11 protein-coding genes are annotated in these 13,834 nt (G+C 70.6%); 5 read left to right on the forward strand and 6 right to left on the reverse strand.

The window, feature by feature from the left end; genetic code table 11:
- Nucleotides 1–18 precede the first annotated feature (18 nt).
- The 4 genes from ACFO0C_RS39400 to ACFO0C_RS39415 all read right to left on the reverse strand — a co-directional run bounded on the left by ACFO0C_RS39400 (nt 19) and on the right by ACFO0C_RS39415 (nt 5,575).
- Nucleotides 19–1,131 (reverse strand): ABC transporter ATP-binding protein, encoded by a 1,113-nt coding sequence (locus ACFO0C_RS39400; protein WP_378071907.1) that lies wholly within the window; start codon nt 1,129–1,131, stop codon nt 19–21.
- Nucleotides 1,132–1,134: 3 nt separating this feature from the next.
- Nucleotides 1,135–2,586 (reverse strand): aminobutyraldehyde dehydrogenase, encoded by a 1,452-nt coding sequence (locus tag ACFO0C_RS39405; RefSeq protein WP_378071908.1) that lies wholly within the window; start codon nt 2,584–2,586, stop codon nt 1,135–1,137.
- 153 nt (nt 2,587–2,739) lie between these two features.
- The gene (locus tag ACFO0C_RS39410; protein ID WP_378071909.1) at nt 2,740–4,077 is read right to left on the reverse strand and encodes an aspartate aminotransferase family protein; all 1,338 of its coding nucleotides are present in this window, start codon (nt 4,075–4,077) and stop codon (nt 2,740–2,742) included.
- Between the two features lie 10 nt (nt 4,078–4,087).
- Nucleotides 4,088–5,575 (reverse strand): CoA-acylating methylmalonate-semialdehyde dehydrogenase, encoded by a 1,488-nt coding sequence (locus ACFO0C_RS39415; RefSeq protein ID WP_378071910.1) that lies wholly within the window; start codon nt 5,573–5,575, stop codon nt 4,088–4,090.
- Nucleotides 5,576–5,633: 58 nt separating this feature from the next.
- On the opposite strand from ACFO0C_RS39415, the gene ACFO0C_RS39420 reads away from it, so the two are divergent.
- From ACFO0C_RS39420 to ACFO0C_RS39430, 3 genes are all read left to right on the forward strand, one after another.
- Nucleotides 5,634–6,968 (forward strand): aminotransferase class I/II-fold pyridoxal phosphate-dependent enzyme, encoded by a 1,335-nt coding sequence (locus ACFO0C_RS39420; RefSeq protein ID WP_378071911.1) that lies wholly within the window; start codon nt 5,634–5,636, stop codon nt 6,966–6,968.
- A gap of 102 nt (nt 6,969–7,070) precedes the next feature.
- Nucleotides 7,071–7,646, forward strand: coding sequence for a Uma2 family endonuclease (locus ACFO0C_RS39425; protein ID WP_378071912.1), 576 nt, complete (start codon nt 7,071–7,073; stop codon nt 7,644–7,646).
- Nucleotides 7,647–8,068: 422 nt separating this feature from the next.
- Nucleotides 8,069–8,629 carry a Uma2 family endonuclease gene (locus ACFO0C_RS39430; protein ID WP_378071982.1) on the forward strand — a complete coding sequence of 187 codons (561 nt, stop codon included), beginning with the start codon at nt 8,069–8,071 and terminating at the stop codon, nt 8,627–8,629.
- Between the two features lie 78 nt (nt 8,630–8,707).
- Here the strand turns inward: ACFO0C_RS39430 and ACFO0C_RS39435 are convergent, their stop codons facing one another.
- On the reverse strand, nt 8,708–10,966 hold the full coding sequence (locus tag ACFO0C_RS39435; protein ID WP_378071913.1) for a serine/threonine protein kinase: 2,259 nt from the start codon (nt 10,964–10,966) through the stop codon (nt 8,708–8,710).
- A 153-nt stretch (nt 10,967–11,119) separates the two neighbouring features.
- On the opposite strand from ACFO0C_RS39435, the gene ACFO0C_RS39440 reads away from it, so the two are divergent.
- Nucleotides 11,120–11,554 (forward strand): phage holin family protein, encoded by a 435-nt coding sequence (locus tag ACFO0C_RS39440; RefSeq protein ID WP_378071983.1) that lies wholly within the window; start codon nt 11,120–11,122, stop codon nt 11,552–11,554.
- A 208-nt stretch (nt 11,555–11,762) separates the two neighbouring features.
- Here the strand turns inward: ACFO0C_RS39440 and ACFO0C_RS39445 are convergent, their stop codons facing one another.
- A complete protein-coding gene (locus ACFO0C_RS39445; protein ID WP_378071914.1) occupies nt 11,763–11,960 on the reverse strand; it encodes a hypothetical protein in 198 nt (65 codons plus the stop codon).
- 367 nt (nt 11,961–12,327) lie between these two features.
- On the opposite strand from ACFO0C_RS39445, the gene ACFO0C_RS39450 reads away from it, so the two are divergent.
- Nucleotides 12,328–13,452 (forward strand): DUF3618 domain-containing protein, encoded by a 1,125-nt coding sequence (locus tag ACFO0C_RS39450; protein ID WP_378071915.1) that lies wholly within the window; start codon nt 12,328–12,330, stop codon nt 13,450–13,452.
- The last annotated feature ends 382 nt before the right edge of the window (nt 13,453–13,834 follow it).

Genomic DNA, 13,834 nt, shown 5'->3' on the forward strand with positions numbered 1-13,834 from the left:
GCTTATCGGTGGGGAACATCAGACTCCGATCGGGTACGAGTGCTGCGGGGCCCAAGTGAGGAAGACGCGCTCACCACGAGACGCGACGTCCTCTGCATCGTGAGCATTCTGATCGAACACCACGAAGTCTGTTCCAGCGGTGGTCGCCACTGTGTAGTTCGTCGAGGTCCCGTGGTACACGACCTCGGTGACGGTGCCGGAAAGGAGGCTCCCGTTGACGTTGCCCGGGATCGTACGGTGCAGGTCGATCTTCTCCGGGCGGACCGAGACCTCGATGTCACGACCCACGGCGACGCCCGCCGGGACGGGGACCACGACGCGCTCGCCGGGACCCTTGTCGAGGACCGCGAAACCCTGGTCGGACCAGCTGACCTTGCCGTCGATGATGTTGGAGGTGCCGATGAAGCCGGCCACGAACCGGGTCGACGGGCGCTCGTAGATGTCCCGCGGCGAGCCGAGCTGCTCGATCAGGCCGCTGTTCATCACGGCGATCCGGTCGCTCATGGTGAGCGCCTCGCCCTGGTCGTGGGTCACGTAGACGAAGGTGATGCCGACCTCGCGCTGGATACGCTTGAGCTCGATCTGCATCTGCTGGCGCAGTTTGAGGTCGAGGGCGCCCAGCGGCTCGTCGAGGAGCAGCGCCCGCGGGTGGTTGACCAGCGCACGGGCCAGCGCGACCCGCTGCTGCTGGCCGCCCGACATCTCCTTGGGCTGCCGCTTCTCCATGCCGGTCAGCGAGACGATCTCGAGCATCTCACCGACCCGGCGCTTGATGTCGCTCTTGGCGACCTTCCGCCGCTCGAGGCCGAACGCCACGTTGTCCTGCACCGACAGGTGCGGGAACAGGGCGTACGACTGGAAGACCATGTTGACGTCGCGCTTGTTGGGCGCGACACCGGTCACGTCCTTGCCGTCCAGGAAGACCTTGCCCGCGGTCGGCTCCTCGAAGCCGGCGATCATCCGCATCGTGGTGGTCTTGCCGCAACCGGAGGGCCCGAGCAGCGAGAAGAACTCCCCCTGTCCGATCGCCAGATCCAGGCTCTTGACGGCTGGCACCGCCTCACCGTGCGACAGGTAATCCTTGCGCACGCCGGCGAACTCGATCGCCGGGTTCGGGGGAGAACTGGTCATCTATCACCTCTGAGCGGGGGTGTCATTGAAGCTCATCACGTGCTTGATACGGGTGTATTCCTCGAACCCGTACATCGAGAGATCCTTGCCGTAACCGGAGTGACCGTATCCGCCGTGTGGCATCTCGGAAACGAAGGGTAGGTGTGTGTTGATCCAGACGGCACCGAAGTCCAGCCGGCGGGACACCCGCATGGCCCGTCCATGGTTCTGCGTCCAGACGCTGGCGCTCAACCCGAAGCGGACGTCGTTGGCCCAGCGGACCGCCTGGCCCTCGTCGGCGAAGGATTGCACGGTGACGACCGGGCCGAAGATCTCGTCCTGGATCATCTCGTCCCGCTGGCGCAGGCCGGCCACCACGGTCGGCGCGAAGAAGTAGCCGCGGTCACCGACCCGGTGCCCACCGGCGACCACCTCGGCGTGCCCGGGCGTCCGGTCCAGGAAGCCGGTGACCCGGTCCAGCTGGTTCACGTTGTTGACCGGGCCGAAGAAGGCGTCCGGGTCGCTGGGCGCGCCGACCTTCGTGGCCCTGGCCGCCGCGGCGAGGGCAGCGGTGAAGTCGGCGGCGATCCGCTCGTGCACCAGCACCCGGGTCGCGGCGGTGCAGTCCTGGCCGGCGTTGAAGAACCCGGCACCGGCGATCGCGGCGGCGGTGGCGGCGATGTCGACGTCGTCGAAGACCACGACCGGCGCCTTGCCGCCGAGCTCCAGGTGCACACGCTTGAGGTCGGGGGCGGCGGCCGCGGCGACCTCCATGCCGGCCCGGGTGGAACCGGTGATCGACACGAACTGCGGGGTCGGGTGGGTGACCAGGGCGCGGCCGGTGTCCCGGTCACCGCAGACGACGTTCAGCACGCCCGGCGGCAGGAACTCGTTCGCGATCTCGGCCAGCAACAGTGTGCTGACCGGGGTCGTGTCCGACGGCTTCAGGACCACCGAGTTGCCGGCCGCGATGGCGGGAGCGAACTTCCACACACCCATCACCATCGGATAGTTCCACGGGGTGATCTGCGCGCAGACGCCAATCGGCTCACGGCGTACGAAAGAGGTGTGGTCCCGCAGGTACTCCCCCGCGGCCTTACCCTCCAGGATCCGTGCCGCGCCGGCGAAGAAGCGCAGCTCGTCGAGGATCGGGCCCATCTCCTCGGCCCGGGTCGCCTCCACCGGTTTACCGGTGTTGCGGACCTCGGCCTGGATGATCTCCTCGGCCCGTGACTCGATCGCGTCGGCGATGCGCAGCAGTGCCCGCTGGCGCTCCGCCGGGGTGCTGTCCCGCCACACCTCGAAGCCCTCCGCGGCGGCCGCCACCGCCCTCTCGACGTCCCGCGCCGAGGAGACGGGCGCCTGCGCGTACGTCTCCCCGGTGCTGGGGTCGATCACCGGGGACGTGACGCCGTCCTCGGTGTCGGCGTAGGACCCGGCGACGAAGTTGCGCAGCACGGGAACAGGAGTGCTCACAGGGATTTTGGCCTTCCGCCTAGGGCGATCTCACCCGGACTGGAGGGACCTTGTCACACCGGCGAGCGAGCTAGCAAGGGAATCCGAAGTAATTTCCAAAGCTGAAACGGAATCAGCATCACCGACCCCGTTTCAGCTACGTAATCCGGTGTTTTAGGCGCTGAATCCGTCGGCGACGGTGAGCGCCTCGTCGATGATCGCCAGGCCCTCGCGGAGCTCGTCCGCGGTGATCGTGCACGGCGGCACGACGTGGAGCCGGTTGAAGTGGACGAAAGGCCACAGACCCCGCTCCTTGCAGGCCGCGGCGACCGCGTTCATCGGCGCGGCGGCGGGCCCGGCGGCGTTGAACGGTACCAGAGGGGCCTTGGTGTCCTGATTCGTGACCAGCTCGATCGCCCAGAACACGCCCAGGCCGCGGACCTCGCCGACGCTGGGGTGCTTCTCCTGGAGAGCGGCCAGCGCGGGACCGATGATGTCGTCGCCGAGCGCGCGGGCGTGCTCGACGATCCCCTCCTCCTTGAAGATCTGCATGCTGGCCACCGCCGAGGCACAGGCCAGCGGGTGCCCGGAGTAGGTGAGGCCACCCGGGAACGGGCGCTCGCGGAAGGTCTCGGCGATCTCCTCGGAGATCACCACCCCACCCAGCGGCAGGTAGCCGGAGTTGACGCCCTTGGCGAAGGTGATCAGGTCGGGGGCGACGCCCCAGCGGTCGACGGCGAACCACTCGCCGCACCGGCCGAAGCCCGCCATCACCTCGTCGGCGATGAAGACGATGCCGAACTCGTCGCAGATCTCCCGGACACCGGCCAGGTAGCCGGGCGGCGGGACCAGGATGCCGTTGGTGCCGACGACGGTCTCCAGGAGGATCGCGGCGATCGTGCCCGGGCCCTCGAAGACGATCGTGTCGCGCAGGTGCTGGAGAGCCCGCTGGGACTCCTCCTGCTCGTTCGCGGAATGGAACGGCGACCGGTACGGGTACGGCCCCCAGAAGTGCACGACACCGACGGCGACCGGCTCGTTCGGCCAGCGGCGCGGGTCGCCGGTCGCGGTGATCGCGGTGGCGGTCGACCCGTGGTAGCTGCGGTAGGTCGACAGCACCTTGTGCCGGCCGGTGTGCAGGCGGGCCATCCGGATCGCGTTCTCGTTCGCTTCCGCGCCACCGTTGGTGAAGAACACCTTGTTCAGGTTGGCCGGGGCGATCTCGGCGATCATCCGGGCCGCCTCGCCGCGCTTGTCGTTGGCGAAGGCCGGCTGGATGGTGGCCAGCCTGCCCGCCTGCTCCTGGATGGCCGCGATCAGGCGCGGATGCTGGTGCCCGATGTTGATGTTGACGAGCTGGGACGAGAAGTCCAGGTACTTCTTGCCGCTGTAGTCCCAGAAGTGGCTGCCCAGTGCCTTCTCGATGGGCAGCGGGTCGATCAGGCCCTGCGCGGACCAGGAGTGGAAGACGTGCGCGCGGTCGTCCGCGCGCACCTGCGATTCAGTGGTCACTGGTTGATCCTCAACGAGTCTGCGGGAAGCCGAGGTCGATCGACGAGGTTCCCGGGTCGGGCCAGCGGGACGTGACGACCTTGCTGCGGGTGAAGAAGTGGATGCCGTCCGGGCCGTACATGTGGGTGTCGCCGAACAGCGACGCCTTCCATCCGCCGAACGAGTAGTAGGCCACCGGGACCGGGATCGGCACGTTGACGCCCACCATGCCCGCGTTGACGTCGAACTGGAACTGCCGGGCCGCGCCGCCGTCACGGGTGAAGATGGCGGTGCCGTTGCCGTACTCGTTGTTGTTGACCAGTTCGAGGGCCTCGGCGTAGGTGTCCACGCGGACCACACTCAGCACCGGGCCGAAGATCTCGTCGGTGTAGACGATCATCTCCGGGGTGACGTTGTCGAGCAGCGTCGCGCCCAGGAAGAAGCCGTCCTTGGGCAGGTCGTCGGCGCGGCCGTCGGCCACCACCGTGGCGCCCTGCTCGGCACCGGCCTCGATGTAACCGGCCACCTTGTCCCGGTGCTGGGCGCTGATCAGCGGGCCCATCTCGGAGGCGGGATCCGTACCGTCACCAATCTTGATCTTGGGAAGCCGCGCGGCGATCGCCGCGACCAGCGGGTCGGCGATCTCACCGACCGCGACCACCACGGAGATCGCCATGCAACGCTCGCCGGCCGCGCCGTAACCCGCGCTGATCGCCGCGTCGGCGGCCGCGTCGAGCTCCGCGTCGGGCAGGACGATCATGTGGTTCTTCGCGCCGCCGAGGGCCTGCACGCGCTTGCCGTGCGAGGTGCCGGTCTCGTAGATGTACTTGGCGATCGGGGTCGAGCCGACGAAGCTGACCGCCGCGATGTCCGGGTGGACCAGGATGGCGTCGACCGCCTCCTTGTCGCCGTTGACGACGGTGAACACGCCGTCCGGCAGACCCGCCTCCTTCCACAGCTTCGCCAGCCAGAGCGAGGCCGACGGGTCCTTCTCGCTGGGCTTGAGCACGAACGCGTTGCCCGAGGCGATCGCGGTGGCGCACATCCACAGCGGGACCATCGCCGGGAAGTTGAACGGGGTGATGCCGGCGACCACACCGAGCGGCTGGCGGATCGAGTAGACGTCGACGCCGGTGGCCGCCTGCTCGGAGAAGTTGCCCTTCATCAGATGCGGGATGCCGGTGGCGAACTCCACGTTCTCCAGGCCGCGGGCGACCTCACCGGCCGCGTCGGCGAGGACCTTGCCGTGCTCGCGGGTGACGATCGCGGACAGCTCGCCGGTGCGCGAGGCGAGCAGCTCCCGGAACTTGAACAGGACCGCGGACCGCTTCGAGAGGGAGGCCGAACGCCACTCCTTCGCCGCCGCCTTGGCGGTCTCGACGGCCGCGTCGAGCTCGGCCTTGCTCGCGAGGTCGACGGTGGCGATCTGCTCGCCGGTGGCCGGGTTGAAGACCGGGCCGACACGGCCCGAGGTGCCGGCGGACTCGGCGCCGCCGATCCAGTGCGCGATGTGATTCATGCACCGAGATTATGTGACGACTCTAGACCGAACAATGAGTTGATTGTACTGTCACATAATGTTTTACCAGGCCGTCATGGACCGGTTGACCGACGCCAGCGCTCGCGGCCTGGCCGAAGCGGTCAGCCGCGCGGTCGGCGAAGGCGCCCTGGCCGGCGGCCTCAAACTGCCCCCGGTGCGCTCCGTCGCCACCGAGCTGCACCTCTCCCCCAGCACCGTCAACTCGGCGTGGCAGCTCCTGCGCCGGGCCGGCACCATCCGCACCGACGGGCGGCGCGGCACCGTCGTCGCCACACCCGGCGCCGGCGGCCCTGGTCGTTATCGGGCAGCACTGCGGCGAACTTCGGGTTTCGGACTGGATCTTTCCACCGGAGTCCCCGACCCGGCGCTGTTACCGCCACTTCCCGGGCTGCGCGGCCTCTCCCCCGCGCCGAGCAGCTACCTCGACGAGCCGGTGCTGCCGGAGCTCGGGACGCTGCTGCGGGAGCGGTGGCCGTACTCTCCGGAGCGTCTCGCGGTCTTCGACGGGGCGATGGACGCCGTCGACCACGTCGCCACCGCCCTGCTGCGCCTCGGCGACATCGCGCTCGTCGAGAACCCGTGCTTCCCCCCGCTGCTCGACCTGCTCGACACGCTCGGCGCCCGCGTCGTCGGCGTCGCGACCGACGCGCACGGCATGATCCCCGACCGGCTCGCCGCCGCCCTGACCCGCCGGCCCGCCGCTGTCTTCCTCCAGCCGCGCGCCCTCAACCCCACCGGCGCGTCGTGGTCACCGTCGCGGGCCGCCTCCCTCGCCGCGGTCCTCGCCCAGACCCCTCAGGTGTACGTGGTGGAGGACGACTCGGCCGGCGACCTCTCCTCCGGGCCGCCGCTGTCCGTCGGCACACACGTCCCCCGGCAGACCGTCCACGTGCGCAGCTTCTCCAAATCACACGGCCCCGACCTGCGGCTCGCCGCGGTCAGCGGCCCGGCGACGGTCCTCGACCCGATCCTGGAGCGGCGGCTGCTCGGCCAGGGCTGGACCAGCCGGCTCCTCCAGCATCTGCTGCTCACCCTCCTCACCGACCCGGCCTCGGTCACCGCCGTCGCCGCCGCCCGCGACGAGTACGCACGGCGCCGCCGCCTGATCACCGCCGGGCTGGCGTCCGCCGGGATCGACCTGCCACCCGGCGAGGGGCTGAACATCTGGCTGCCCGTCGCCGACGAGCAGGCGGCCCTGCTGAGCCTGGCGAGCGCCGGGATCGGGGCGGCGGCGGGGACGGCCTTCGCGGTCGGCAGCGCCGTGGCACCCCACCTGCGGGTGACCGTCGGGCTGGTCGCCACCGACCACGGCGAGGTCGCCGAGCGCCTGGCCACGGCCGCCCGGGCGGCGGCACAGCCCATTCCCCGCTGACCCGTACCACGTTGCCCCATAACACCTGGCCTCATAACACCTTGACTCATAACAACTTACCGTACGACAATTTCGGGCATGAGCGCTTGCGACACTCTGCCCATGACGGAGGTCTCCCTCGACGACCACACGGGCCCCTGGACCGAGGACGAGTTCCTCGCGCTCGACGCGATGAACTATCGGATCGAGTTGCTCGACGGGAGCCTCTGGGTGACACCACGACCGAACGCACCGCATCAGGACATCAGCGGGCGGCTCTACGCGACCCTGCTGCCGGCGGGCGACACGTCAGGACTCCGAGTCAGGCAGGACGTTGATGTCCGGCTGGCCGCGGGACGATTGGCGCAGTCCGACCTCATCGTCTCCAGAGGGCCTCGGGTCGTCACCGTCGCGGAGGCCTCCGACGTTCTCCTCGTCTGCGAGATCACCTCGCCCGGCACGGCCACCATGGACCGCTTGGTCAAGAAAGAGCTCTACGCCGCGGCAAAGATCAAGTGGTATCTACTCATCGAGCCGGAGATGACGGCATACGAATCCGTCACACTTCACCTGTTCCGCCTGGCGGCCAACGGCTACCAGACGTATGCGGTGGCCGAGGGCGACGAGACGCTGACGATCGACGAGCCGTTCCCGATCTCGATCACCGGAAATCGCCTGCTCGGCATCCAGCGCAGCTGATCCACGGCACCCCAGCCTCGGCCGCCCCACCTCGACCCGCCGGCCGCCCCACCTCGACCCGCCGGCCGCCCCACCTCGACCCGCCGGCCGCCCCACCTCGACCCGCCGGCCGCCCCACCTCGACCCGCCGGCCGCCCCGCCTCGGGCTGCCAGCTGCCCCGCCTCCACCCGCCGGTCGGCACTGCCGAAGAGCAGCTGGAGGTCATCTCGGGCCCTTCGTGGTCGGCAAGCGCGTTGCACCACCCGTGCGGACGACCGTCGGGCTGGTCACTGACGGCCACGCCGCGGTGGCCGGGCGCCCGGCCACTGCCGCCCGGGCCGCCGCACAGCCGATCTCCAGTTGACCTATCACTACTTGCTTTGCGCTTAGTTGTCATGAGACCATATTTGGCATGAGCGCATGCGACACTTTGCCGGTGAGCATGGGGACACTCGACGACCACGAAGGGCCCTGGTCCGAGACGGACTATCTGGCGCTCGGCGAGACACACCATCGCATCGAGTTGCTCGACGGGAGCCTCCTGGTGACCCCCTCGCCCAACGACCATCACCAAGAGATCATGGGCAACCTGCGGGACTCGTTGCGGCCCGCGGCACGGACAGCGGATCTTCGGGCGCCCCAGGCGCCCAACATCAGGCTCGCTACTGGGCGGATCCTCATCCCCGACCTCGCCGTCAAGAAGGGTCCGACCGGGGCCGCGGTCAGCGATGCGGCCGATGTGGTCCTCGTCTGCGAGATCACCTCACCGAGTAACACCAAGATCGACCGTGGTCTCAAGATGCTGGCCTACGCCGCGGCCGGCATTCCGTGGTATCTGCTCGCCGAACCGGACTTCACCGACTACCCGTCCGTCTCTCTGCGGTTGTTCCGCCTGGCGGACGGCGCTTACATCGAACATGCCGTCGCGAAACACGGCGAGAAGCTGACATCCCAGGAGCCGTTCGCCATGTCGATCGACACCACGTTCCTCCTCGACTACTGACCACCGTTCCGATCCTGCTGCTCCGGCCCGCCGGAGCGTCCCGCCGGTTGCGCCCTGCCGGTTGCGTCCTGCCCGTCCTCAGCCCTCGGCCGGCCGGAAACTGTCGAAGACCAGTTGGAGGTCGTCGCGGGAGTCGGACCACTCGGAGTCCGGGGTCTGCCAGTAGATGCCGTAGGCCTTGTCGGAGGCGACCACCGTGCCACGGTTGTTGACATGCCGGCGGGCACCGTCACGCATGAAGGTGAACTCCCAGTCGGCGGCCTTCAGGAAGTAATCCACCGGCTCGATGCGCACCTCGCGGTACTGAGGGAAGTTCCCCGCCGCCACGCGATTCGCCGACTGGTTACGCCAATCCTTCACCGGATCCGACTTCGGCTCGTCGGTCTGGTCGATGCCGAGAATCTTCCCGTCCCCGCGGAAGTAGACCATCGTCCCTTCCTTGGACCGTTCCCACCCCGCCGGCACATAGAGGGAGAAGCCGGTCTTGTCCTTGTACTCCACCCATCCGGCCGGGAGCTGCGGCCGCCCATCACCGTCCGGGCTCGGACTCGTGTTCACGCTCGGGCTCGGACTCGACGGGGCCTGAACCGCATCCACCGAGGCCGACGGCGACGGGGCCGCCGTGCCGCCGCCCACCGAACCGGCCGACGGCGCCACGCCGGTCACGGCTGGGCGCGCCTCGGGACCGTCCGGGCTGCCGCTCACCGCCCAGGCGACCCCGGCCACGAGAACCACGGCAACGGCAGCCACCGCCACGAGCACCCCGCGGCGCCGCGTCGGCGACAGGCCGACCCTGGTGTCCAGTTCTGTCGCTCCAGGCGTCGAGTCGTCGGGCACCCCGGCGGGAATGGCCTCCGGCATCAGGTCCGGCGCGGCATCCGCACTGGTCAACGCTGTTGGCCCGGCCTCCGGAACGTCATCGGCGACCGCAGGGTCCGACTCCGGTGCCGTGCCACTCCTCGCGCCCGCACTGTCCGGATCCGCTTCCGGCCCACCATGCACGGCGGCCGAGGCGTCCAGCACTGAGCCCGGAAGCGGCTCCGCAGTCAACTCACCAGGTGCGCCCACCTCGGCCGAAGCGTCCGGCAGCTGCTCCCCAAGCGGCACCGCGGCCGCCGCCGACCCGGTGCCGGACGGCGTTGACGCCTTCACACCCTCGCCACCGGATTGCGCCGCGCCCGCGTTCCCGCCGGATCCCGCATCCGGGCGGCGCCCCGAGCCATGGCCGCGCCCGGCATCTGGAGCGCGCTCGGCATCTGGAGCGGGCCCGGCGTCTGGGGTGCGCTCGGCATCTGGAGCGCGCTCGGCCTCCGCGGCGGATCCCGTCCTCGCACCGGGCGCCGCTGCCGGCCGTTCGCCGCGCGCCGCCGCTCCTTCACCGCGCGCCGCAGCCCCTTCACCGCGCGCCGCCGTCGACCGTTCGCTGGAGGAACGGGGGCGGGGGATCCGGAACGCTGCGGGGATGCTGGCGGCGAGTCCCGCCAGGCCGGACGGCCTCGACGGCGCCGCAGGCTCGGAGGGCGTGGTGAGGTCGGTGATGACGGAGCGGGCGATGCCCTCGGCGTCCTCGGCCGTGATCCGCACGGCTGGGTCCTTGCGGAGCAGGCCGTCCAGCAGCGGGCGCAGCACCCCGGCGTGCACCGGCGGATCCGGCTCCTCCGTGGCGAGCGCGGCGAGGGTGGCCATCGTCGAACCACGCTCGTAGGGCGAACGGCCCTCGATCGCCGCATACAGCGTGGCGCCGAGTGACCACAGGTCGGCCTCCGGCCCGCTCCGGGTGCCCTGAGCCCGCTCCGGCGCCATGAACTGCGGCGACCCGACCAGGATGTCGGAACGACTGATGACCCCGTCGTCGTCGACCGCCGCGATCCCGAAGTCGGTCAGCAACACCCGCCCGTCATCGGCAAGCAGGACGTTCGCCGGCTTCACGTCGCGGTGCTCGACGCCGAGACGATGCGCGGTCCGCAGCGCGCCGAGCAGATCCAGCCCGATCCGGGCGACCCGATAGGGATCGAGGGGGCCCTGCTCGGCGATCTCCTCACGGAGCGACCGGCTCGGCACGTACTCCATGACGATCCAGGTGCGGTCGTCGAGCTGCAGGACGTCGTACACCTGAATGACGTTGGGGTGGTTGATCCGGGCCGCGGCCCGGGCCTCCCGGAGCGTGCGCCGCGCGGAGGCCGCACCGTCCGCACCCAGCGGCTGGTCGATCTCCTTGATCGCGACGTCACGCTGCAGCGTCTCGTCGCGGGCCAGGAACACCCGCCCCATCCCACCGCGGCCCAGGCTCTCGCCCAGCCGGTACCGTCCGGCGAGGAGCACGGGCGCATCAGGCATGCGCACCGTTATACCCGCCCGGCGCACGCATCAAGCTCACCCCCACCTGCCCCAAGCCGCATAACGGGCATTCCTCAGGTGTTGCGGGAATCGGGAGCGCCAGTGGCGGGCGATTAGTCAGGATTGGTGTGGGTACGTCTGCCAGCGACATACGTGCAGGACGGAGGGACGATGACCCACACAGACGCACGAACTGATCAATCGACCGCGGAGCTGGTCAGCCGGCTCAGTGAGCAGGTGACCACGCTGGTCCGCGACGAGCTGGCACTGGCCCGCATCGAGATGACCGAGAAGGGGAAGCGAGCCGGCAAGGGTGCGGGCCTGCTCGGCGGGGCCGGGGTGATCGCCCTGTACGGGGTCGGCGCCCTGCTGCTGACCGCGGGCGCCGCCCTGTCCCTCGCCATGCCGGTCTGGGCGGCCGCGCTCATCGTCACGGTGGCACTGTTCTGTGGTGCGGGAATCGCCGCGATCGCCGGAAGGCGTGAGATACGGCAGGCGGTACCGCCCACCCCGGAGGCCGCGATCGCCAGCGGACGCCGCGACGTGAACGAGTTCATGGCCGCGGCCCGGCGCGGGACGCCGTCATGAGCGTTCCGCACCGCGACCGCGCCGAGCCCCGCCGCCCGGCTCCCGGCCGCAACCGGCCCAAACCCGGCCCGCCCGCCTCGAACCGGCCCGCCGCCGATGGCCAGCACACCGCCACGCCACCGGCCGGGCCGGTACCCGGGCCTCCGGGCACGGCGAAGCCTCACGCGGCCGCACCCGATCCCACACTGTTCGACACCGATGCCTCCTCTCAGCCGGAGCCGGCCAGGGGCACACACAGCACGGTTACGCCCGGTCCGGGGTCACGGAGCACGGTGACCACCGGTTCCTCCTCCGGAAAGGCCGCGGCACCGCGATCCGGTGATGCCAGGAACACACCACCGAAACCGGGGCCGCCGCCGGGTGGCGCGTCACCGGCACCCGGAAATCCGGAACCGCAGAAGGTCACGCCGGCCACCGTCGCCGCGGCGACCGGTCGCGCCCCGTCTCCCGCAGGTGCGGCCACTCCCAAGCCGTCACCGGCCACGGCCGGCGGCGCGGGGCAGCCGCACGGGCCGGCAGGTCCGAAGCCTGCCCCACCATCCGCCGGCGCACCGCCGTCCAAGGCCGCGCCGGGCAGTCGCTCCCCCGCGCCGCACGGTGCCGCGCCGCCGAAACCGGCACCGCATCCGCCGCGCCGCACGGGTTCGCCGGCGCCGGCCGCCAACCCCGCCGCGGGCCACTCACCAGGCGCGACGTCCGGCCCGGCAACAAAACCATCCACCGGTACGGCGACCGGCGGCACCCCGGACCCGGCCACCGGATCCACCGCGGCCGTGACATCCGGAAGCACACCAGGGTCGGCCTCCGGACAGACGGCGGCCGAACCCGGCTCCGGGCAGCGCTCCGATCCGGCGGCCGGCCGGGCGACCGGACGCGCGGCGGTGCCCCGGGCAGGCTCGCAACACACGGCTCCGGCCGGCGACGCGGTGACGGCCGGCTCGGACGACGCGACAAACCACGGTGACGTCGCGACCCGCCCGACATCCGAGACAGCCGGCTCGGACGACGTAACGAACCATGGCGACGTCGCGACCCGCCCGACATCCGGGACGGCCGGCAGCGAGGGCGTACACCGTACCGCCGAAAGTGCCCGGAGCGACCGGGGCGGCGATCCCGACGCCCGGGCCGAGGCCCTGCGGGCCGAGATCGAACAGACCAGGGCGGACATGGGCGAGACCGCGGCCGCGCTGGTGGCGAGGCTGGACGTGCCCAGCCGGGTGAAGGACGCCGCCGCCACGAAGACGAAGCAGATCGCCGATGCCGCCGCCGAGAAGAAGGCGCACCTGACGGAGAGCCTCGCCGAGAAGAAGGAGCAACTGGCCGAGGCTGCCACCGCGACGAGGAACCGGGCGGGCCATCTGGGTGACGTCGCCGCGGAGAAGGCCAGGGCTGCCGCGGAGAAGGCGGATCGGCTGGCCAAGGGCATCACCGAGACCGTTGCCGACGCGGAACCCGGCCGGATCAGGGAGGCGGCCGCCGAAGCCGCGAGCGGGCTGGCCGCAAAGGCGAGGACCGCAGCCGAGACGATCGGACGTAAAGGCTCGGAAGGCAGCACACCCGCCGGCGGGATCACGAGTACCGGATCCACGCCGGCGGGTGGCCCGCGAGCCGGAACGTCCGGCGCCTCCCCGCGGACGGGGCAGGCGAGGCAGGAGTCGGCCGAGACCGGGACACACATCGCCGAGGCTGCAGCCGAGGCAGCCGAGCGAGCCACCACCGCGATCGGCACGCTTCCCGGCCGGGCATCCGAAGCCGTCGGTACGTTGCGGGGCCGCGCCGGGTCGGCATTCGGCACCATCCCGGATCGGGTGGCCGATCAGCGGCAGCGCTACGCCTTCATCGGCGCCGCACTGGCCGTGGCGGCGGTCGCGGCGATTCTGATCCGAAGACTCCGCTGACCGAGAGGGAACAGGTCACACCTTCCACGGGCCCTGCCACACGATGGCGGGGCCCGTCGCTGTCGGCACCGAAGCAGGGTCGGGCCGGGATCACGAACGACGGGGAGCGACGCGAGAGCCGGGTTCGCCTCGATCTCCGTCCAGATCGGTTTCCATCCAGATCGGTTTCCGCCCAGATCGGTTTCCGCCCAGATCGGCTTCCGCCCAGATCGGCTTCCGCCCAGATCGGCTTCCGCCCAGATCGGCTTCCGCCCAGATCGGCTTCCATCCGGGCCGTGGCGCAGGTTCGCCGGGCATGACACGCACCGGCATCAGCCGCACTCCGGGGCCGGCCCTGCCGATGGCATGGGCGACGGGGGAAGACGTGGCGGGAAGGGGACGG

This window comes from Actinoplanes subglobosus, assembly GCF_042650585.1.
Classification (GTDB): domain Bacteria; phylum Actinomycetota; class Actinomycetes; order Mycobacteriales; family Micromonosporaceae; genus Actinoplanes; species Actinoplanes subglobosus.